The sequence below is a fragment of the Bacillus sp. FAU18 genome (assembly GCF_056033885.1).
This window is the reverse complement of the sequence record NZ_JBVYHZ010000004.1, coordinates 1,391,864-1,412,574: the sequence shown is the minus strand read 5'-3', so window position 1 is coordinate 1,412,574 and position 20,711 is coordinate 1,391,864. Positions and strand designations below refer to the sequence as shown.

The 20,711-nt window shown below is 42.4% G+C and carries 20 protein-coding genes and 1 pseudogene; 12 read left to right on the top strand and 9 right to left on the bottom strand.

The window, feature by feature from the left end; translation table 11 throughout:
• Positions 1–47: 47 nt before the first annotated feature.
• The 4 genes from AC0OMU_RS18425 (at position 48) to AC0OMU_RS18410 (ending at position 4,106) form a co-directional block, all read left to right on the top strand.
• Positions 48–716 carry a DUF5819 family protein gene (locus tag AC0OMU_RS18425; RefSeq protein WP_015384720.1) on the top strand — a complete coding sequence of 223 codons (669 nt, stop codon included), beginning with the start codon at positions 48–50 and terminating at the stop codon, positions 714–716.
• A gap of 21 nt (positions 717–737) precedes the next feature.
• Positions 738–2,087 (top strand): DCC1-like thiol-disulfide oxidoreductase family protein, encoded by a 1,350-nt coding sequence (locus AC0OMU_RS18420; protein WP_015483733.1) that lies wholly within the window; start codon positions 738–740, stop codon positions 2,085–2,087.
• Positions 2,088–2,091: 4 nt separating this feature from the next.
• Positions 2,092–3,174: a serine hydrolase gene (locus AC0OMU_RS18415; protein WP_015483732.1), complete on the top strand. Its 1,083-nt coding sequence runs from the start codon at positions 2,092–2,094 to the stop codon at positions 3,172–3,174.
• Positions 3,175–3,593: 419 nt separating this feature from the next.
• On the top strand, positions 3,594–4,106 hold the full coding sequence (locus AC0OMU_RS18410) for a DUF3231 family protein (protein ID WP_474241408.1): 513 nt from the start codon (positions 3,594–3,596) through the stop codon (positions 4,104–4,106).
• A 35-nt stretch (positions 4,107–4,141) separates the two neighbouring features.
• Here AC0OMU_RS18410 and AC0OMU_RS18405 read toward each other — a convergent pair whose 3' ends face one another.
• The 6 genes from AC0OMU_RS18405 to sacB form a co-directional block, all read right to left on the bottom strand.
• Positions 4,142–4,462, bottom strand: a complete 321-nt coding sequence (locus AC0OMU_RS18405; protein WP_474241407.1) for a DMT family transporter — start codon at positions 4,460–4,462, stop codon at positions 4,142–4,144.
• On the bottom strand, positions 4,462–4,797 hold the full coding sequence (locus tag AC0OMU_RS18400; protein WP_014480966.1) for an SMR family transporter: 336 nt from the start codon (positions 4,795–4,797) through the stop codon (positions 4,462–4,464). Before AC0OMU_RS18400 ends, AC0OMU_RS18405 begins: the two co-directional genes overlap by 1 nt.
• A gap of 81 nt (positions 4,798–4,878) precedes the next feature.
• Positions 4,879–5,463 carry a TetR/AcrR family transcriptional regulator gene (locus tag AC0OMU_RS18395; RefSeq protein WP_474241406.1) on the bottom strand — a complete coding sequence of 195 codons (585 nt, stop codon included), beginning with the start codon at positions 5,461–5,463 and terminating at the stop codon, positions 4,879–4,881.
• 93 nt (positions 5,464–5,556) lie between these two features.
• Complete coding sequence (gene aspP / locus AC0OMU_RS18390) at positions 5,557–7,119, bottom strand: aspartate/proton symporter AspP (RefSeq protein WP_003228228.1); 1,563 nt, start codon at positions 7,117–7,119, stop codon at positions 5,557–5,559.
• Positions 7,120–7,225: 106 nt separating this feature from the next.
• A complete protein-coding gene (levB, locus tag AC0OMU_RS18385; RefSeq protein ID WP_474241405.1) occupies positions 7,226–8,776 on the bottom strand; it encodes a 2,6-beta-fructan 6-levanbiohydrolase in 1,551 nt (516 codons plus the stop codon).
• Positions 8,777–8,850: 74 nt separating this feature from the next.
• Positions 8,851–10,272 (bottom strand): levansucrase, encoded by a 1,422-nt coding sequence (gene sacB / locus AC0OMU_RS18380; RefSeq protein ID WP_046340268.1) that lies wholly within the window; start codon positions 10,270–10,272, stop codon positions 8,851–8,853.
• 657 nt (positions 10,273–10,929) lie between these two features.
• On the opposite strand from sacB, the gene AC0OMU_RS18375 reads away from it, so the two are divergent.
• The 5 genes and pseudogenes from AC0OMU_RS18375 (at position 10,930) to padC (ending at position 14,783) form a co-directional block, all read left to right on the top strand.
• Entirely contained in the window at positions 10,930–11,496 is a 567-nt protein-coding gene (locus tag AC0OMU_RS18375) for a C1q-like domain-containing protein (protein WP_474241404.1), read from the top strand.
• A gap of 147 nt (positions 11,497–11,643) precedes the next feature.
• Positions 11,644–12,989 (top strand): annotated as a pseudogene (locus tag AC0OMU_RS18370) (serine hydrolase).
• Between the two features lie 15 nt (positions 12,990–13,004).
• A complete protein-coding gene (racX, locus tag AC0OMU_RS18365) occupies positions 13,005–13,688 on the top strand; it encodes a broad specificity amino-acid racemase RacX (RefSeq protein ID WP_015483727.1) in 684 nt (227 codons plus the stop codon).
• 131 nt (positions 13,689–13,819) lie between these two features.
• A complete protein-coding gene (locus AC0OMU_RS18360; RefSeq protein ID WP_047183587.1) occupies positions 13,820–14,275 on the top strand; it encodes a DUF3237 domain-containing protein in 456 nt (151 codons plus the stop codon).
• Positions 14,276–14,297: 22 nt separating this feature from the next.
• Entirely contained in the window at positions 14,298–14,783 is a 486-nt protein-coding gene (padC, locus tag AC0OMU_RS18355) for a phenolic acid decarboxylase (RefSeq protein ID WP_003219868.1), read from the top strand.
• Positions 14,784–14,809: 26 nt separating this feature from the next.
• Here padC and AC0OMU_RS18350 read toward each other — a convergent pair whose 3' ends face one another.
• From AC0OMU_RS18350 to slrR, 3 genes are all read right to left on the bottom strand, one after another.
• Positions 14,810–15,001 carry a hypothetical protein gene (locus AC0OMU_RS18350; RefSeq protein ID WP_014480958.1) on the bottom strand — a complete coding sequence of 64 codons (192 nt, stop codon included), beginning with the start codon at positions 14,999–15,001 and terminating at the stop codon, positions 14,810–14,812.
• Between the two features lie 2 nt (positions 15,002–15,003).
• Positions 15,004–16,473 carry a para-nitrobenzyl esterase gene (pnbA, locus tag AC0OMU_RS18345; RefSeq protein ID WP_474241403.1) on the bottom strand — a complete coding sequence of 490 codons (1,470 nt, stop codon included), beginning with the start codon at positions 16,471–16,473 and terminating at the stop codon, positions 15,004–15,006.
• 74 nt (positions 16,474–16,547) lie between these two features.
• Positions 16,548–17,006 (bottom strand): HTH-type transcriptional regulator SlrR, encoded by a 459-nt coding sequence (gene slrR / locus AC0OMU_RS18340; protein WP_015384706.1) that lies wholly within the window; start codon positions 17,004–17,006, stop codon positions 16,548–16,550.
• A gap of 245 nt (positions 17,007–17,251) precedes the next feature.
• Between slrR and AC0OMU_RS18335 the strand changes: the two genes are divergently transcribed.
• From AC0OMU_RS18335 to AC0OMU_RS18325, 3 genes are all read left to right on the top strand, one after another.
• On the top strand, positions 17,252–17,956 hold the full coding sequence (locus AC0OMU_RS18335) for a YveK family protein (RefSeq protein WP_003228247.1): 705 nt from the start codon (positions 17,252–17,254) through the stop codon (positions 17,954–17,956).
• A gap of 5 nt (positions 17,957–17,961) precedes the next feature.
• Positions 17,962–18,645, top strand: coding sequence for a protein tyrosine kinase EpsB (gene epsB, locus AC0OMU_RS18330; protein WP_003228249.1), 684 nt, complete (start codon positions 17,962–17,964; stop codon positions 18,643–18,645).
• Between the two features lie 234 nt (positions 18,646–18,879).
• The gene (locus AC0OMU_RS18325; RefSeq protein ID WP_474241402.1) at positions 18,880–20,700 is read left to right on the top strand and encodes a polysaccharide biosynthesis protein; all 1,821 of its coding nucleotides are present in this window, start codon (positions 18,880–18,882) and stop codon (positions 20,698–20,700) included.
• Positions 20,701–20,711: the final 11 nt, after the last annotated feature.

Genomic DNA, 20,711 nt, shown 5'->3' with positions numbered 1-20,711 from the left:
GAAGGGGGATTATTATAGTCCCCCTTTTTTTAATAGAGGGGATTTTGATGAATAAAAATAAAACTTTTATTATTGGTTTGTTGTTTATTTTATTAGTTACTTTCGTTGTACATTTCTTTTTAATTTTGTCTACTGTATTACCCCCTAATCCGTTAGCTCTTGCGGTCAAACCTGTTTCTGATCGTTACACAAATACTTTATTCCAACAGAATTGGCATCTATTTGCGCCGGATCCTATTACAACTAATACAAATATATATATGAAGGTTGATACTGGAAAAGCGAGGGGAAAGAACGAGTGGATTGACATTTCTACCCCCTTAAAAGACCAAAATCACACTAAAATCGTAACCCCTTACAATCGAATTGTTAGAATTATAGATGGGCTTTCTTCTGATATTTTTGGAACTAATCAAGATGATGTCATTTTTCAATACTTAAAAAAAGCAGCTGAAAATGATAAACAGGTAAAAGCTATAACAAAAGAGATAGAGAAGAGCCAAAAGATTGGCGAGGAAAATGTGTATCGTTATGCAAGTTCGTATGCTAAATCAATTTATAATCCTAAAACAATAAAAAGAATAAGAGTAAGAATAGATACAGTGAAACCGATTCCGTTTTCTCTACGGGATAACAATGATAAAGGTGAGAAATTAGAACAAAGCACTACATTTAAATGGAAAACGTTCAATAATAAAGTGGTTCCATTTTTTTAATGAGAGTGGAGGAACAATATTATGAATAACAGTATCACTAACAGAGTTATCTCCTATTTTGCAAAAGAACGTTTTTATATTGGGGTGAGCTTGCTTCGTATTGTATTTGGTTTGCTCATTTTATATTTTTATTTAATTCATTATAATCAAAGGTATTTCTTGTTCTCCGATTATGGTATCAATACATTTCATAATGTTATGAAACCAACTACATATTCATTGTATAATGTAACTTCATCCTTAAAATACTTTGATGCGATATATCACGTTGGCATTGTGTCAGCAATTCTATTTACTCTAGGTTTTAAAGGCCGGCTCATGGGCATCTTGAATTATGTTTTGTTCTATTCATTATATGTTCGTTTCTCATATATTGGGGACGGTGGCGACAATTTAATGGCAATTACACTTTTTTATCTCTTGTTTGCAAATACTACAAAGTATTTTTCTATAGATGCAGCGTTACGAAAAAAAGTGGCTTATGTATCTGACTGTAGGAAAACTACCGCTAATATTATTCAGTACTTTGTTGTTTTGTTTTGTATAATGCAAGTTTGTATTGTATATGTTACGTCTGCTATTTATCAAATTATGGGTGAAACTTGGAATAATGGAACAGCTTTATACTATATATCACAAGTTAAAACGGTTGCGATGCCTTTTCTTCAGTCAGTAGTTAGTCAACACATCTATTTAAGCGTCGTGATTTGTTATTCTAGTGTATTATTAAAAATTGCTTTTCCTTTTCTTATTATAAACAAAAAAACAAAATGGCTTGCTGTCTTAATGGTTTGTTTACTACATTTAGGTATTGCATTTGGAATGGGTTTATATTCATTCTCTATTGTCATGATTGCGATTGAATTGGTGATTTTTACCGATAAGGAGTACAATCGCTTATTCTTTAGTTATCAGCAATTGAGACATAAGCTTAATTGGATGGTAAGGAAAAAATTAATGCGAAAATTTCAAGCTCACTGGAAAATGACTGTATACTATGATGCATGGTGCCCGTTATGTACTAAAACGAAAAAACGTATCAAGAGGGCGGACTGGCTCAATTTAATTGTTTTCGAATCCTTTCGTGATGAGACATCAACTATTAATGATGAGATAGGTATAGAAGAATTAGAAAAACGAATGCATGGAAAGACGTTGGAAAAGGGCATCGTCTCTGGTGCAGATACTTTTATCGAAATAAGCAAGCGGGTTATTCTGCTATGGGTATTGTATATGATACTCCTCTTGGCTAAGTTGTTTCATGTTAGCGATAGGATATATGATTTGATTGCCTCAAAAAGAAAAATAATTCCTTATGGGCAATGTAATCATGGGGCATGCGGCCTCAATCAGAAGCAGAGAAAGGGGTAATAGTTTGTTCCTCATTGTTTTAATACTAATAGTAGCTGTTTTTATATTCGGTTTTTTTGGCCTAGCGGCATTTTTGAAAAGAAAGGATCGAAATAGAACGGTTGAGGATTTGACACGTTTTATGTTATCTCACCCTGAGCGCTTTTCGCTGACTGTTATACAAAATGATCAAATCCTTTTAAATCATAATGGAAGTAAGATGTTTCCCTTAGCCAGTACAGTGAAAATCCTTTTTTTGCTAGCATTTGTACATGAGGCAAGAAAAAATCAGATAAGTTTCAATGATACTGTCAGTATCATTGAAATAGATAAATTTTATATTCCGAATACCGACGGAGGAGCACACGATAATTGGAAGAGCAAAGAGAATATTGGTCAAATTGTGACGATGAAAGAAGTGCTCATTGGTATGATGAGATACAGTTCAAATGCATGTACTGATTATATTTACTTAAGGATCGGTAAAGACAATATCCAAAAAATAGTTGATATATATTTACCTGATAATCACACGCCTGTTTTTTCTATAAACTCTTCGATGTTAGTCGCTCCTTATCTAAAAAAATATGAAAAGAAAAAAACGAAAGAAATCTCTGGTTATATGAAAGAGATGAAGCAAAAATATTTCATGGATATTTCAGGAGAAACTTTCGATGCCCTTGTGCATGGTAAAGCTGATTCGTTAATATCCTCACTTTCTTCTGCTAATCATATTGATATACAAAGGGAGTTCACGAAGAAACTTCCATCTTCATCTAGTGAAAACTACGCCAGATTAATGTATCGTCTGGGAACCGGGGACCTTTTAAGTGAAGTGGAAAAAGGAATATTAGATGAGATAACAGGACCGCCGAACCTTCAAGAAAACCGTATTTGGTATAAAGGAGGCTCTACCTTATTTGTTATGACGTCGGCTATTTTTAAAGAAACTGCGTCAGATTCCATCTCATTGGCCTTTTTTATTGAGGACATGACTCGTTTAGATATGTTATGGATTGATCATGTTTATCAGCCATTTCTTCAAAAGATAACTAACGACCCCTTATTTCGACAACAATTAATAGCTGATTTAAAGGGAAAATTATAATAATGTTGAATAACGGTACTTTAAAATAAAACCGTCAAATTTACAGATTTAATGTAAAGGAAAATCACAATACGCAAACATTCAATTCATTTTAATTTTGGTTAAACTTGTAAATCAATATGGGTAACATAGTAATTATAACTAATGAAAATGAAACGTTTAGAAAAGTGTATTATATATTTAAGGATAATAAATATATAATATGAAGTTCTTTAATGGTTTCCGGTACCACGTCTGTCGGGGGTTCGAATCCCTCCGAGCGCGTCCAATAGAACAACAGGAAAGACAAGGGTTTGGCGATTTGCCGCTCTTGTCTTTTTTGTTTTGTTTCATAAATCTTTCTTGCTGAAACATAAATTTTCCTCCTACCGGGCACGTTATGGAATGTATGCGATATTGAATTTGCGAGGAGGATGAACATGGGTATTTTAAGCGGAAATCCGCAGGATGAACCGATGCATTATGGTGAGGTATTCGGCTTGTGGAGTTATGTGATGGCGGGCAATAAAATGGTCGGCAATTACCAAATGCTATTGAATCATGTCGGTGATGACGACCTGAAGAAGCTGCTTCGTGAGTCTATTGAAAAATGCCAAGATGAAATCAAACAGGTCAGCACGCTCCTGAAAGAAAACGGGGTGGCGCTGCCGCCGGCTTCTCCTGAACCGCCGACAGCAGATCTTAACGATATTCCGCCTGGCGCACGGTTTCTCGATCCGGATGTGGCGGCCTCCGCGGCAGCAGCAAATGCTGCAGGTCTTGTGACATGCAGCAAAATGATGGGGCAATCGATTCGTGAGGATATTGCGATGATGTTTGGGCAATTTCATATGTCGAAAGCGGCAACCGGCGCAAAATACTTAAGGCTGCTAAAAAACAAAGGCTGGCTCATCCCGCCGCCGCTTCATCTTCAAAAACATCACGAAGCTTAATAGCAAAGGCATATACAGCTGTATATGCCTTTATTTTATGAAGATGACGTAAGACGCAGGCCGATGACGCCGGCTAGAATAAGGCAAAGTGAAATCACCTGTGAAAGCTGAAACCGCTCCTTAAACCAGATGAACCCGACCGCCGAAACGCCAATGCTTCCAATGCCAGTCCAGACGGCATAAGCGACTCCGGCAGGCAGGACCATCATTGCTTGGGAAAGGCAGTAAAAGGATAAGCCGAATCCAACAGTCATCACAATGATCGGCCATTTTTTTCTTGTTCCGTCTATATATTTCATGGCAATGGCAGCTATAATTTCTTCTATGCCGGCAATCACTAATAAAAACCATGCCATTATTGTTCACCTCCCGGCTGAGATTTGCTTTCTTTCGTAAATAATTTCATTCCTAAAATGCCAGCCAGCAATAAAGCTAAAAAGAACATTTGGGCTGCTGAGAAGGATTCGCCCAGAACAATTCCAGTCAGATATGTTCCGACGGTTCCGATTCCCACAAACACAGTATACGCCGCGGCCATCGGGATTTTTTGATAAGAGCGGATCAACAGGATAAAGCTGACCGCGATTAAGATAAAAATGATGATCCAATCCAAAAGCGAATCAGCATGTTTGAGGGAAGAGGCCCAAACAACTTCTAAAAGCCCTGCAATAAAAACAAGAACCCAATTCAAATGAAACACCTCTCTATTTTATGAATGAACGTCAGTCATTTTTAGAACATTAAAAAATGAGCGGTGTTACCCAGTCATTTTTTAAGCAGTGCCTAAGCTCCGTTTTAAGAAAGTAAAAATTTCCTTTTTATACACTTCAACATTTTCATCTTGTTCAAATCCGATATAGAATCGTTCCGCAGTGTTCTCGACCAAGTTGATAATTGTTCTGGCCGTCCATTTTGAATTGATTCCTTCCGTTACCTCATGGTTTGCAATGGCCTTGTTGATAATTGTTTCAAGCCAGGAATAATAAGGCTGATAGATCGTCTCCCATTTTTCCATGGAGTGGTCGATCGCAAGCCCGGAATAACAGAGGACAATAATATCCTTATGGCGTTCTGTAATGAGAAAAGTCTCATCAATTAATATATCTAAAACGGTCCAAAAATCCTCTTCCCCATGCAGCCTACTTTTGATTTGATCAAGTGTATGGGTGAGAAGATTTTCTGCAATGGCCGGTATGAGGGCATTTTTAGATGAGAAATACAAATAGAATGTTCCTTGGGCAGTGCCGGCCTTTTTGACAATATCAGAAATAGAAGCCTTGTCGAGGCCTTTTTCAGAAATGACTTCTATGGCAGCCTGCAGAATTTTTTCATATTTGCCCGATGTTTGTTTTGGCATGAGGAACACCTCCAATAATGACTGACTCTCATTCATTTTATCGCGTGTATGTATGTTTGTAAAGAATAAAGAAGCAAGAAACCTCTTGCTTCTTTATTTATCGTAATCAATGGCGGCTTTTGGGAGCCCGGTATACTTTGCCCAGTAATAAATCGCAAGTGAGCCGATCGCGACTAAAATGAGGTCGACGGGATTGCTGATAATCCCTAAACCATGTCCGAAAGAACCGATGTAGGAAAAGATCAGCATCATAATATAAAACCCGATAAGCCACCAGGCTGATTTCAGCTGCTGAGCGAGGCTGACATCTTCTTTAGGCGTATATTTGCTGAAACAGAGATAGATCAAAAACATCACGAGCTGTGAACCGAGCAGCCAGGAGACTGTTTTCCATCCTGACCAGTACACGATAAACGCTGTAAATATAAAGGAAAGCGGCCCGATAATGCTCATTCCCTTTAAATAAAACGGCCTGTTTAAGTCCTTCGCGTTGACCCTCAGCGCAGCTGAAGAAATGGGTGCAATCGCATATGAAAGAATGAGCGCGACTGAACAGACATTGACGAGCGCGTTCCACGAAGGAAAGGGAAGTGTCCAGAAAATGGACAGGGCAAACGAAAGCCAAAGCGAAGCGCGGGGTGTCCCCGTATCTTTATTGACCTTTGAGAATATGCCAAATAATGTGCCGTTACGCGCCCAGGCGTAAACAAGGCGGGATGTCGTATTCATAAAGATATTCCCGTTTCCTCCGGGAGACAGAATGGCGTCTAAAATGACAAGCGTTGCAAGCCAGCCTAACCCGAGCATGACCGCAATATCCTTAAACGGCAATGAGAACTCCCGGCCAATTGCCGGCCAGCCATGTTTCAGTGTTTCTGTCGGGATTGCACCAATAAAGGTGACCTGCAAAACAGTATAAATGATGGTTGAAACGATGATGCAAATGATTAAAGCGATCGGGATATTGCGTTTTGGATTTTGGACTTCACCTGCTACAGATACAATCGGATGCAGGCCGAGATACGCAAACATGACGCCGCCTGTCGAGATGGCAGCCTGAATACCTGTAAATCCAAACGGTGCAAATCCTTGAACGGATAAATTCTCCGGCTGAAAATGAAAGATCAGCACAATAATGATGGTAATCGGCACAATATATTTAAAAATCGATATGATGAAATTCGCCTTAGCGAAGGTTTTGACGCTCCAATAATTCAGCAGGAAAAACAAGCATAATAGGGCAAACTGCAAGATCCAGCCGGAAATGGTCGGCGAATCAGACCCTTTAATGGTCAGGCCGGGAAACCAATAGGCCACATACTGGCGCACAGCTGTCACTTCAATTGAAATCAAGCTTGTATAAGCGACAATTGTGACAAACGAAATTAAGTAGCCGACAAGGTGGCCATGTGAATAAACGGGGTATCGAATGATGCCTCCGGTACGGGGCAGAGCGGCTCCGAGCTCCGCATATACAAGCCCGATTAACAAAATAATGGCTCCTCCGAGGATCCAGGAAAAAGCGCCGGAGGGCCCTGCTTTTGAAGCGACATTACTGACAGCGAATAGCCACGCTGATCCAAAGATGGCTCCCATCCCAATCAAAATCAGATCAAACAGCGACATTGATTTTTGAAAATTTCCTTGTTTAGACATTCGCTTCCTCCTTTGAAACCAGCCTTATATTTCTTACAATGCCCAATATGTAACAGAGAATACCGCTCCTAATAAAAAAACAGGGCAGCCTGCGCCGCCCCTGTTTTTATTCATGAATCGAATCAAAGTGTTTCACTGTTATATTTTTGAAGGAGGCTGTGCCGCCGTCAGAATAAAGGGTAATTCCTTTATCTTCAGGCTTTGGGAAGACTTCATTTGAAAAAACGGTTTTCCCGTCGCCAACAAATACTTCTATCGTTGTTTTATCGACAAGTATTTTCAAATGCACCTTACGTTTGTTTACATCATAAGGAGCTTTGCTTTCGACATAGGTATTGCTTTTGTCAGGCTGATTTGTGGCTGCTCTATTGACATAAGCATAGCCGCCTTCAGCGAAAATACCGACATCAATATGGCGTTTTTGGTCTTCTGATTCTCTGAGCCTGACGCCTGCATTCTTTAGCTCTGACCAAGAAAGATCCGTATCAAGCTGGTACGTATCACCTGTTATCGACAATGTTTTTGATCCGTTCACATCCTGATCCTCTATTTCGTCAGTTGAAACAGTCAGCTGCTCCAAAGCTTCAATCGGCTGTGAGACGAGGCTGTATGTTCCATCCTGCTCCTTCAGCCGGAGTTCGCGTATGACAGAATCTGTGCCGTTAAAGCCGTTCTTCATTGTCGGGGTGTTGTTGGCATAATCCCAATTGTTCATCCAGGCAAGCGCGTACCGCTTTTCTAATGGATCTGTGCTTTTGCTGTCTTCGAATGTCACACCGCCATACCAGTCGAAGCCATAGTCAAGCCATTGGGCTTCAGTCTGATCCGCTTTGAATTCTTTTCCGTCGAAGCTTCCGGTCCAGTAGGCGTACGTATTTGGTTTGCCCCACGGTTTGCCATTCGCGCTGGCACCGAGAACCCACTTATTCGTTCCGTCGCTTGCCCGCATCATGTAGAGGTCGGGACATTCCACCATTCCCGCCTGTTCTGGGAAGAATCCGCTTGTGTAATGCCAGTCCTTAAGATTATCGGATTCATAAAAGCCGATTTTTGATCCTTCAGCCATGACCATGACCCATTTGTTATCCTGGTCATCCCATATGACTTTCGGATCTCTGAAATCGTCTGTACCCGGATTAGGCATAATGGGGTTGCCACTGTAGAATGTAAATGATTTTCCTTTATCTGTGCTGTACCACAAATATTGCTCCTGTTTTTTGTCTTTGGCTGAGGGCTGTGTCACAATCGCGATAAGCGCATTTTCCCCGAAGCCGGCTGTGTTCTCTTTATCCACCACGACGGAACCGGTCCAAATGTCACCGTCCGGGTTCGTATATTTCGGAATCGCCACGCCTTCATCGGTCCAGTGCACCAAATCCTCTGAGACGGCATGGCGCCATTCTGTGCCGTTGCCTTTTGGGTAATCCCGGTTATATAGATAGAAATAATGATACTTGCCATCAAAATAGATCGGTTTTTGAGGGTCATTTTTCCATTTATCCGGCGTCGTAAAATGATATGCCGCCCGGTAGTCCGGCTTCTGTTTTGATTTTGTTTTTTGGTCATGTCCTTCTTTTGGAAATAAGTCGATAAACAGCAATATTCCTAAAAAGGTTAGGAATACGGTTAGCCATTTGCCTGCTTTTATATAGTTCATATGGGATTCACCTTTATGTTGATAAGAAATAAAAGAAAATGCCAATAGGATATCGGCATTTTTCTTTTGCGTTTTTATTTGTTAACTGTTAATTGTCCTTGTTCAAGGATGCTGTCTTTGACAACAGATGTTTTCTTGCCTTTGATGTTCAGCAGGAAGCTTGGCGCAAACGTTGATTGTTTGTCTGCGTAGAATCCTCTGTTTGTCATATAGCTTGTAATCACGACATTGTTTCCTTTCGCTTGAGGTACAGCGAAGTGTGAGTAAGTAAAGGTTACATCGTTAGGATCAAGATCCATTTTTAATACAAGGCCAGTTTTGTTCAGCGGCTTGTATGGGCCAGTTAAAGAATTAGAAACATAGCCAAGCATGTAAATATCGTTAGACGTGATGCCGTCAATCGTCATTTTTGACCCGCGGGAGTCAGTGAACAGATACCATTTGCCGTTCATTTTAAAGACGTTCGCGCGTTCAATTTCATCTGTTACTGTGTTAGATGCAATCAGCGGTTTCATCACTTTTTTCAGTGTGTAGTCATCGTTTAGCTCGATCATGCCGAGGGCGCCGTTTGCTAACTCAGCCGTGCGTTTTTTATCGCTTTGCAGAAGCTTTTGACTTTCTTGACGGAAGAACGATGTGCTTTTGCCATAGTATGCTTTGTTAAATAAAGATTCTTCGCCTTGGTAGCCATCTTCAGTTCCAGTGTTTGCTTCAAATACTAAGTATTTGTGGCCTTTATCTTCTACGTAGTGAGGATCTCTCAGCGTATGGTTGTCGCCTGAGCTGTAGTTGCCTTCATCGATGAACTGCTGTACATTTTGATACGTTTTGCCGTCACCGTCAAAGATTGATTTATAATCCTCTACACCGTTGATGTTCAAAGAGCTGTCTGATGCTGATACGTTAACCTGTGCAGTTGTCAGTGTTTGTTTGCCGTAATGTTTACCGGAGAAATCAGTGTAGAATAAACGGATGTGACCGTCAGATGTGAATGTCGCTGAGCCAGACCATTCTTGTGTTTGGTCTTTCAGGATTGAATCATTTGCATCGAATTTGTCGCTGTCTTTGAAGACGCGGCCAGCGTTTTTCCAGCTGTCAATAGAAGTTTCGCCGACTTTTTGATAGAACATGTAAATCGATGTGTCATCCGCGTTTTTAGGATCTCCGGCTAATGCAAAGACGATGTGGTAGCCGTGATAGTTTGCGACAGTGCCGTCAGCGTTTTGTAATGGCCAGCTGTCCCAAACGTCCAGGCCTTTTGCAGAAGAGATATTTTTAATTGTGGACGGATCGAATTCAGGTACTTGATATTTTTCATTTTTTTGCTGTTCAGGGATTTGCAGCATATCATGGCGTGTAATATGGGAAATGCCGTACGTTTCCTTATATGGTTTTTGGTTCGTTTCTTTCGCAAACGCTTGAGTAGCGCCTCCTGCCAGCAGTGCGGTAGTAAAGGTTAATACTGTTGCTTGTTTTGCAAACTTTTTGATGTTCATCGTTCATGTCTCCTTTTTTATGTACTGTGTTAGCGGTCTGCTTCTTCCAGCCCTCCTGTTTGAAGATGGCAAGTTAGTTACGCACAATAAAAAAAGACCTAAAATATGTAAGGGGTGACGCCAAAGTATACACTTTGCCCTTTACACATTTTAGGTCTTGCCTGCTTTATCAGTAACAAACCCGCGCGATTTACTTTTCGACCTCATTCTATTAGACTCTCGTTTGGATTGCAATTGGTCTATTTTCCTCTTTTGTTTGATAGTAAATCATAAAAGGATTTGCGGACTACGGGCCTAAAGAACTAAAAAATCTATCTGTTTCTTTTCATTCTCTGTATTTTTTATAGCTTCTGTTGCATGGGCATAAAGTTGCCTTTTTCATCATAATTCAGAAAATATGACAATATCTCATTTTCCTATTGATCGATTAAAAAGGATCTCTAACTGAGGTTTTTCATATAAGATTAGCTGATGCCTTGGTGAAGCATGCCTCTTGGATTAAAAAGCAGTAATTCGTTTTGGGAACATGCTGCTGTTATTTCTATTTTTGAGTACAGTCCGGGCAGATACCGTTTCAATGTCTGTAACGATCAATATAATAATGTATTAACTAGCAAAAAAAGATAGAAGCTTAAGGCTTATAAGGAGGAAAAAGTTATGCCGCCACGGCCAACTAAATGGATTATGAGGAACGATCGACCGGAACCTCTTTTATCACCAAGTGTCATGCAAGGCAGAAATGGAAATACCCCGCCAGCTCAACAAAACCAGCTCTTCGCACCAATTACGGCAAATAGTAACCAGCCTATTTCTGCTTTCCGAGCTACCAGCAATGCGAATCTGTCAGTGGCTGCAAATGCAGCTAGCGGAGTCCTTTTTCAAAATGTGCAATTTGATTTGGCGAATGAATATAATCCCGGCACATCTACATTTTCACCGAGAACAGCAGGCGTGTATTCTCTTAATGCATCAGTTGAGTTTCAACCGAATGCAATTGTTGACTTCAACTTAGAAGTCGTATTTCTCGTAAATCAAAATGTGGTAGGCGGAAATAACAAATCTCAAGCAGGGAACATCCCGGCAGTCGTAGCAATAACTGAAATTCTTCAGTTAAACGCCGGAGATACGGTGACAGTTGCAATGAGGAGTACTGCCGCCGGAGTCATTCAAGCGACTACGAGAACCCATTTTGCAGCCGCTAGAGTTCCTTCTCCGACTTCATAAAAGGGGATTTTTTGATTCATGCAGATCTAATACCGCTATATTAAAGTTGATTTTTCCTGTTTGAGGATTGATCAGCTTTTTTATTATTTTCAAAATATTTGAAACGCCAATAGCTTAGTAACGTACATAGAAATAGGAGGTGGAGGAATGAAGCAGAATAAAAGAAAGCATCTTCAGACGTTATTTGAGACATTAGGCGAAAAACATCAGTTTAACGGGACGGTTCTGGCTGCGGAGGGTGGCGATATTTTATATCATCACTCTTTTGGTTATGCGGAAATGACGGAAAAACGCCCGTTGAAAACCAACTCTTTGTTTGAGTTAGCGTCTTTGTCAAAGCCTTTTACAGCATTGGAAATCATCTTGCTGGAGGAGAAGGGGATTCTTGGCTATGAGGATAAAGTGGATCGCTGGCTGCCCGGTTTTCCGTATCAGGGCGTAACGATTCGGCATTTATTGAACCATACGTCAGGGCTTCCTGATTATATGGGATGGTTTTTTGCCAATTGGGATTCACACAAGATTGCGGTGAATCAGGAATGCTGATGAATGAGGGGCTATCTGGTTATTTTGAGCCGAATGAAGGCTGGATGTACAGCAATACGGGGTATGTGCTGCTGGCGGTTATCATTGAAAAAGCATCTGGCATGAGCTATGCGGATTTTATGAAAACAAGTATTTTTTTACCGGCCGGCATGAATGAAACAAGAGTGTATAACAGGAGGCTTTCGCCTGAGCGAATTGATCATTATGCATATGGATATGTGTATGATGTACATTCCGAAACATACGTCCTCCCTGATGATTTAGAGGAAACGGACTATGTTGTGTATCTCGATGGCATACAGGGAGACGGGACTGTGAACTCTGTCACAAGTGATTTGTTTCGATTTGATCAGGCTTTATATGAGGACGATTTAATCAGCAAGGCTTCTAAGGAATCTGCGTTTTCTCCAGTGCACCTCAACAATGGAGAAACAATTGATTATGGCTTTGGCTGGGTACTGCAAAACAGTCCTGAAAAAGGGCGGATTGTCAGCCACAGCGGAGGATGGCCCGGCTATTCGACGATGATGATCCGATATATCGATCATCGTAAAACGCTGATTTATTTGAGTAATAAGGAAGAGGATACTGAATATGAACAAGCGATTCTGAAGGCGGCGGAACATATTCTATTTGGCCAGCCATATGAGGTCCCGGAACGTCCTGCTGATAAAAAGAAAAAAGCTATTGATACGGCGATATACAGCCGCTATGTTGGCAGCTACCTGTTGCAGGATGGGACGGCTGCACAGGTGACAGCCGAGAATGAACGGCTTTATTTGGAGATCACCGGACAGCTGAGACTGGAGTTATTTCCTTTCTCGGAAACACGTTTCTTTCTGCGATCATTGTCTGTTGAAGTCGAGTTTACGTTAGGTGAGGATGCTGCGAAAAGCTTTATCCTCTATGAGGATGGCTCAGAGGAAGAAGCAGTCCGTACGAATTAGAAAGGAATGAATTTGATGATCGGAATATTAGCCGGAATGGGGCCGAAATCGACCTCGCCGTTTATTGATAAGGTGATTGATTACTGTCAGAAGCTGTATGGGGCTTCAAACGATATTGACTACCCGCACATGATGATCTATTCATGCCCGACGCCCTTCTATGCAGATCGTCCAATTGACCATGCTGAGATGAAAAAAGCGATTATCGACGGGGCGGTAAAGCTCGAGAAAACAGGCGTTGATTTCATTGCGCTGCCTTGTAATACGGCGCATGTCTACTATGAAGAGATTCAGCAGGCACTGTCGGTTCCTATGTTACATATTGTTGAGGAAACGATAAAAGAGATTCCGCAGCCTGCAAAAAAAGCGGTTGTTTTAGGAACAGAGCCAACCATCCAATCCGCCATCTACCAAAAAGTTCTGAAGGAAAATGGAAAAGAAGTTGTTCACAAGGACCATTGGCAGCAGGCTGTGAACCAGCTAATCGCCGCAATCAAACAGCCAAATCATATGCAGCATACACCAGTATTGTGGCAGACGCTATATGAAGAAATCAGTCAGCATGCAGACATCATCATTTCAGCCTGCACGGATTTAAATGCGTTGTTAAATCATATTCAAAGTGAGATTCCGATGATAGATTCCTCTGCCTGTCTTGCCAAAAGCACTGTCAGCACATATCTTGCTTATCAAAGCTAGCTTCAGCCAAGGACTGTCTTCAAACAGTCCTTGTTTTTTTATGTTCCTATTGTTTGACAGTTAACTGCAATAGTGTTAAAGTAAACATGTAAATAGTTACATGATTTTTTTCTGGAGGTGAGGTGGTTCTCGTGAAGAAGCCGGCTTTAAAACCATTCGCCTCTTTAGAAATCAAGGTTGATCCGCCTATCACGATTGGTGAGACAGGCCTGGGACTGAGACGATTCATTCCGATTCGTTCGGGAACAATAACCGGGGAAGTAAAGGGACGTATTTTGCCGGGCGGTGCCGATTCACAAATGATTCGCGCTGACGGCAGAACCGATTTATCTGCCAGGTATGTGATTGAAACAGCAGATCATGAACTGATTTACATTGAAAACAATGGACTACGGCAAGTCAGCGAGCCGTTTCGAAAACAAGCGGCAGCCGGGGAAATTATTGATCCTGAGCATGTTTATTTCCGTACGGTACCGACGTTTGAAACAGGCAGTGAAGCCTATCAATGGCTCCATGACCGCTTGTTTATCGGTTCCGCAGAAAGAACCCCTGATTACGTTCGACTAGACATTTATGAAGTACAGTAAAAGACTAAGGAGAGTGTGAAAAATGGAAAACTTTATCGGAAGCCACATGATTTATACGTATGAAAACGGCTGGGAATACGAGATTTATATTAAAAATGACCATACAATTGATTATAGAATTCATAGCGGAATGGTTGCCGGACGCTGGGTTCGAGATCAGGAAGTGAATATTGTCAAACTGACAGAAGGCGTATATAAAGTGTCTTGGACAGAGCCGACTGGCACGGATGTTTCATTAAACTTTATGCCAAATGAAAAACGCATGCATGGCATTATTTTCTTCCCGAAATGGGTGCATGAACATCCTGAAATTACGGTTTGCTACCAAAATGACCACATTGATTTGATGAAAGAATCCCGCGAAAAATATGAAACGTATCCAAAATACGTTGTACCTGAATTTGCGGAAATTACATTTCTGAAAAATGAAGGAGTCGACAACGAAGAAGTGATTTCGAAGGCTCCTTATGAGGGGATGACAGACGATATTCGCGCGGGAAAATTATAATAAACATAAAAACCCGGAAAAGAGAATTACTTCTCTTTTCCGGGTTTTCTTTTTGCTGAGTATGCGGGAACCATCACAATTCCCGTGAAAAACAGTATGATGCCAGTCCAGCGCATAGGCTGGTAATAGACTGTGTCCCGTAAACATACCACGGCCGATAAAATAATGATACAAGCGGCCACAACAATGGCAGCACCAATGTATCCTGTTTTCCCCATGTTTATTCTCCTTTTGGAGGGAATAGTTTCTGCCTTTTTTCAGATTCGGGATCGTTTTCGATCGTAATCTCTGAATCTAAAATCAGCGTCTCTCTTGTTTCTTCCTGATACGCCGGCCAATTCACAGCTTCGGTGCTTGGGTTTCCTGTTTTGGCGAATGTGATCCATGCTGTTTGTATCGAGCGAGAAAGCTGTTTCACCTCATCCGTAACCTCCGCTTTTGCCATTCGTTCTAATCCGTCCAGATTTCCAAAGACAAAAGGAAGCTCTAATGCGTGAAACGCTTTATTGTACGGCGGCTTCTCCGGGTGCCAATCGAACCGGTACATCCAGACAGGGGCGTAATGAGACTGTGCGGATGCATAGGCGACAGCAGGGCGCCAAAATAATAAATCAGTCATCATATGAATTTGGCTTTCCAAAGAACGCGGATACAAATCGGCAGCTTTCTCTGCCAGCGGCTTCCCTAGTAAATACTCGAGCGCTGCATCAAGCGTTTCCTGAGAATGAACGTCTGAATCCGGGGTGAAAAATAAATATCCTTCATCACGGGTTGTTCCGATTAATAGCGGAATGCCGGAAGCAGCCCCTTCTGCGATCGCTTTTTCTGGTTCAGCAGGAAGCGTTTTCGGATCAAGGGCGGGCTGGAAGAACAGCTGAAAGATATTTTCTTTTTCTGCGATCCGAAGCTGATCGGCCGCTTTAAGCAAATCTTCCGCTGCTACAGTATGCAATCTGTCCATCTGGCTCTCATTAATCCCAAGGACCTGTAAAAAGGCAGCCGCAGTGCTTGCCGCTTGTTCTTTTGTCATTGTTCGAGAAGCGCCGCTTTCCATGATCGCTTTCTGGAACAGGCCTTTTGCCGCAGGCATAGCGAGCAGCGCGGCAATGCTCATGCCGCCGGCGGATTCTCCAAATACTGTTACGTTATTGGGATCACCGCCAAACGCTGAGATATTCTCTCGCACCCATTTCAGTGCGGCGGCTTGGTCTAAAAGCCCAAGGTTATCGGAATACGCCTCATCAAATGAAGACAAGTGCAAAAAGCCAAACGGCCCCAGCCGATAGTTCAGTGTGACGACAATGACCTCTCCCTGCGCCGCAAGTTTTGATCCGTCATATAATGGCTCACTGCCCGCTCCAAGATAAAAAGCGCCTCCGTGAATCCACACCATGACAGGCATGTTTTGACTTGGAGTGTCAGGCGCAAATACATTGACATACAAGCAATCCTCGGACTGGCGGGGCAGCTCGGCATACGACAGTGAGAGCAAATCAGACGGCTGCGGGCAAACAGGGCCGTACGCTGTGGCATCAAGGACATCTTCCCACACTTCAGGCGGCTCAGGTGCTTTAAAACGCCATTGTCCGACAGGCGGCTTGGCATAGGGGATGCCTTTCCACTTATGCACGCCGTTTTCCGTTGTGCCTTTTATTTTGCCGTATTGAGTCGTTACTATTTGATGAGTCATTGTGCTCTCTCCCTTTTTCCCCCATTATAAACAGATTTACCCTATAGATGCGAACGTTAGCCCTTAACTGATCATCATCTTCCCATTGTTTTTAAAAAGGATTTGACTTCATGGACAGTCAAGCCGATTTCTCTTGCTTCCGCCATCAGCGCTTTCCATTCTTCTATATTGGATTCCGTCAGTTTGCGGTTGCGGTAAGAGGCAGTTTCAGGCTGTTCTTTCTTCAGCCTGTTCGTAAAAGTGAACAATTCTTCTTTTTCCATCCCGGCTTGTACGGCTTGCACTAAATGTACGCGCCATTCTTCTTCACCGCCGCTGATTTTTTCATACATCATTGTTTCTGCGTCAAATAATTCTGTTAATTCAACTTCCAGTGTGTCAGAAACCTTTTTTAAAAATTGAACGGACGGATTCGTGTGAACGCCTCTTTCAATCTTGCTTAAATAGGATTTGGATACGCCTGACTCAACAGCCAGCTGATTAATAGAATAGCCTTTTCTTTTACGGTACAAACGGATAATTCTTCCAATCATAATATAAAATTCTCCTCTATTCCTGTCATTATTTCGTTCATTATAAGGAATTTTTCGTTCTTTATAAAATTTAAAATAATAAGGGAAGTGCAGTAAATTAGAGGAAAATCATGATTTTGTTCTCTAAAGAGAACTTATTGGCTTATTTTGCAATTTTTAAATAATAACGTTTTCTTTTATAATCCAATCATTAACAGAAAGGGGCGCGGGAAGCCAGCCGCGGGAAGGCTGAAGGCTATGAATACATGAATGAGAATATGAGTTTCAAAGAATTATATGCGATTGTCAGACACAGATTCGTGCTGATTCTGCTCATCACAATCGGCGTCACCCTTATTATGGGTTTTGTGCAATTTAAGGTCATTTCACCGACCTACCAGGCGTCGACACAGGTGCTGGTTCATGAATCAGACGGTGAAGAAAACTCGAATCTCAGTGACATCCAGCGAAATCTTCAGTATAGCAGCACGTTCCAATCGATTATGAAAAGCACTGCCTTGATGGAAGAAGTTAAGGCGGAATTGCACCTATCTGAATCGGCTTCCTCGCTGAAAGGAAAAGTGGTTACCAGCAGTGAAAATGAATCAGAAATAATCAACGTTGCCGTTCAGGATCACGATCCGGCGAAAGCAGCTGAGATTGCGAACACATTAGTGAACAAGTTTGAAAAAGAAGTAGATGAAAGAATGAATGTACAAGGCGTACATATATTATCAGAGGCGAAGGCTTCTGAAAGCCCGATGATCAAGCCGGCCAGGCTGCGAAATATGGTCATGGCTTTTGGCGCTGCTGTCATGGGCGGCATTACACTGGCATTTTTTCTGCATTTTCTCGATGATACGTGCAAAAGCGCACGGCAGCTCAGCGAGAGAACCGGATTGCCATGCTTAGGCTCCGTTCCTGATGTCCACAAAGGGCGGAATCGCGGGATAAAACATTTCGGGGAGTGAAGCGAGTGATCTTTAGAAAAAAGAAAGCAAGGCGAGGTTTGGCTCAAATATCTGTTTTACACAATAAATCAGTTGTTGCGGAACAATATCGCACCATTCGGACAAACATTGAGTTCTCATCTGTCCAGACCAACTTGCGATCTATCCTCGTCACCTCCTCTGTGCCTGGTGAAGGTAAATCGTTCAGTGCTGCGAATCTTGCGGCTGTCTTTGCGCAGCAGCAGGAAAAGAAAGTACTGCTGGTGGATGCCGATTTAAGAAAGCCGACCATCAATCAGACGTTTCAGGTTGATAATGTAACCGGGCTGACAAATGTGCTGGTCGGCAATGCTTCACTCAGTGAGACGGTGCAAAAGACGCCGATCGATAACTTATATGTACTGACAAGCGGGCCGACCCCGCCAAACCCGGCAGAACTGCTGTCTTCAAAAGCAATGGGAGATTTAATATCTGAGATCTATGAACAATTCAGCCTCGTCATCTTTGATTCCCCTCCGCTTTTGGCTGTTGCGGATGCTCAGATTCTAGCAAATCAGACAGACGGCAGCGTGCTCGTCGTTTTAAGCGGAAAAACAAAAACCGATACCGTTCTAAAAGCAAAGGATGCACTGGAACAATCCAATGCGAAGCTGTTAGGCGCTCTTTTAAACAAAAAGAAAATGAAAAAATCGGAACACTATTCCTACTAGTTTTTGTAAAGGTGATGTCTCCTGACCTGTATCAATGGAGGCACTCGGCTCTGCTGTGGGCAGCTGAAGTTGCTGCCTTAGATGCTGGTCGTCGCTGGCGGGGCGTGAGGATGGGTTAAATGCCCACTTATCTGATATATACATAGGACGTATTGTCGGTTTAGCTGCTGCCGATTTTTTGGAGAGACGAAAACCGCCGCAGCTAAACCGATAAAAGAATTAGGGGGGAAAAGGTTGAGTTACCGGAGAAGACTGTCAATGATTATTGCGCTGGATACTTACCTCGTTTTAAATTCAGTTATTGCAGGATATCAATTTTTAAAAGATTCCTATCAATTTTATGACTCCGGAGCATTACTGCTTACCGCTGTCAGCTTGCTCCTCAGCTATCATGTGTGTGCTTTCCTGTTCAATCAGTATAAACAGGTGTGGACATACACCGGACTCGGCGAGCTGATTGTCCTGCTTAAGGGCATTACGCTTTCAGCCGCTGTGACCGGCGTCATTCAGTATGCTGTGTATCACACGATGTTCTTCCGTCTGTTAACCGCGTGCTGGGTGCTTCAGCTTTTGTCTATTGGAGGGACCCGTATTTTATCCAGAGTATTAAACGAAAGCATCAGAAAAAAACGCTGCGCCTCGTCCCGCGCGCTGATTATCGGGGCGGGTTCAGGTGGGACTCTGATGGTCAGGCAGCTGCTTTCGAAAGATGAACCTGATATCATACCTGTCGCTTTTATTGATGACGACCAAACGAAGCATAAATTAGAAATTATGGGGCTGCCCGTAATCGGCGGAAAAGAAAGTATCATGCCTGCGGTGCAAAAGCTCAAAATTAATTATATTATTATTGCCATTCCTTCACTCCGCACCCATGAGCTTCAGGTGTTATATAAAGAATGTGTGCGAACCGGAGTAAGCATTAAAATTATGCCTCATTTTGATGAAATGCTGCTTGGCACACGAACTGCCGGACAAATCAGAGATGTAAAAGCTGAGGACTTGCTCGGCAGAAAGCCGGTAACCCTCGACACTAGCGAAATTTCGAACCGCATCAAAGGAAAAACAGTTCTCGTCACGGGAGCGGGGGGATCAATCGGCTCGGAAATCTGCCGTCAGATCAGCGCGTTTCAGCCTAAGGAAATCATTCTGCTCGGCCATGGGGAAAACAGCATTCATTCGATTTATACAGAGCTGAACGGACGATTCGGCAAACACATTGTGTTCCATACGGAAATCGCTGATGTGCAGGACCGCGATAAAATGTTTACCTTGATGAAAAAGTACGAGCCGCATGTTGTCTATCATGCAGCTGCCCATAAGCATGTGCCTTTAATGGAACACAACCCTGAAGAGGCGGTCAAAAACAATATTATCGGAACAAAAAATGTCGCGGAAGCAGCCGATATGTCGGGAACAGAGACATTCGTGCTGATTTCATCGGACAAAGCGGTGAACCCAGCCAATGTAATGGGGGCGACAAAACGATTCGCAGAGATGATTATTATGAATCTTGGGAAAGTCAGCAGAACCAAATTTGTCGCTGTTCGCTTCGGCAATGTACTCGGGAGCCGCGGCAGCGTCATTCCGATTTTCAAAAAACAGATTGAAAAAGGCGGCCCGGTGACAGTAACACATCCGGCAATGACCCGCTATTTCATGACGATTCCCGAGGCATCAAGGCTTGTGATTCAGGCTGGGGCACTGGCGAAAGGGCGTCAAATTTTCGTTCTCGATATGGGAGAGCCCGTAAAGATAGTGGATCTTGCCAAAAACCTCATTCATTTGTCCGGCTACACGGCTGAGCAGATTCCGATTGAATTCACAGGCATTCGTCCGGGCGAAAAAATGTATGAAGAATTACTGAACAAAAATGAAGTCCATGCTGAACAAATCTTTCCAAAAATTCACATCGGTAAAGCGGTGGACGGCGATTGGCCGGTGCTGATGCGCTTTATCGAGGATTTTCATGAGCTGCCGGAAGCCGACCTGAGAGCGAGGCTGTTTGCGGCAATCAATACATCAGAAGAAATGACGGCTGCCAGCGTTCATTAGGGGGAGTGAAG

Coding starts and splice junctions, on each gene's coding strand:
- AC0OMU_RS18425 (WP_015384720.1), top strand. CDS start 48: ATGAATAAAAATAAAACTTTTATTATTGGTTTGTTGTTTATTTTATTA.
- AC0OMU_RS18420 (WP_015483733.1), top strand. CDS start 738: ATGAATAACAGTATCACTAACAGAGTTATCTCCTATTTTGCAAAAGAA.
- AC0OMU_RS18410 (WP_474241408.1), top strand. CDS start 3,594: ATGGGTATTTTAAGCGGAAATCCGCAGGATGAACCGATGCATTATGGT.
- AC0OMU_RS18405 (WP_474241407.1), bottom strand. CDS start 4,462: ATGGCATGGTTTTTATTAGTGATTGCCGGCATAGAAGAAATTATAGCT.
- AC0OMU_RS18395 (WP_474241406.1), bottom strand. CDS start 5,463: ATGCCAAAACAAACATCGGGCAAATATGAAAAAATTCTGCAGGCTGCC.
- aspP (WP_003228228.1), bottom strand. CDS start 7,119: ATGTCTAAACAAGGAAATTTTCAAAAATCAATGTCGCTGTTTGATCTG.
- levB (WP_474241405.1), bottom strand. CDS start 8,776: ATGAACTATATAAAAGCAGGCAAATGGCTAACCGTATTCCTAACCTTT.
- sacB (WP_046340268.1), bottom strand. CDS start 10,272: ATGAACATCAAAAAGTTTGCAAAACAAGCAACAGTATTAACCTTTACT.
- AC0OMU_RS18375 (WP_474241404.1), top strand. CDS start 10,930: ATGCCGCCACGGCCAACTAAATGGATTATGAGGAACGATCGACCGGAA.
- racX (WP_015483727.1), top strand. CDS start 13,005: ATGATCGGAATATTAGCCGGAATGGGGCCGAAATCGACCTCGCCGTTT.
- padC (WP_003219868.1), top strand. CDS start 14,298: ATGGAAAACTTTATCGGAAGCCACATGATTTATACGTATGAAAACGGC.
- AC0OMU_RS18350 (WP_014480958.1), bottom strand. CDS start 15,001: ATGGGGAAAACAGGATACATTGGTGCTGCCATTGTTGTGGCCGCTTGT.
- pnbA (WP_474241403.1), bottom strand. CDS start 16,473: ATGACTCATCAAATAGTAACGACTCAATACGGCAAAATAAAAGGCACA.
- slrR (WP_015384706.1), bottom strand. CDS start 17,006: ATGATTGGAAGAATTATCCGTTTGTACCGTAAAAGAAAAGGCTATTCT.
- AC0OMU_RS18335 (WP_003228247.1), top strand. CDS start 17,252: ATGAATGAGAATATGAGTTTCAAAGAATTATATGCGATTGTCAGACAC.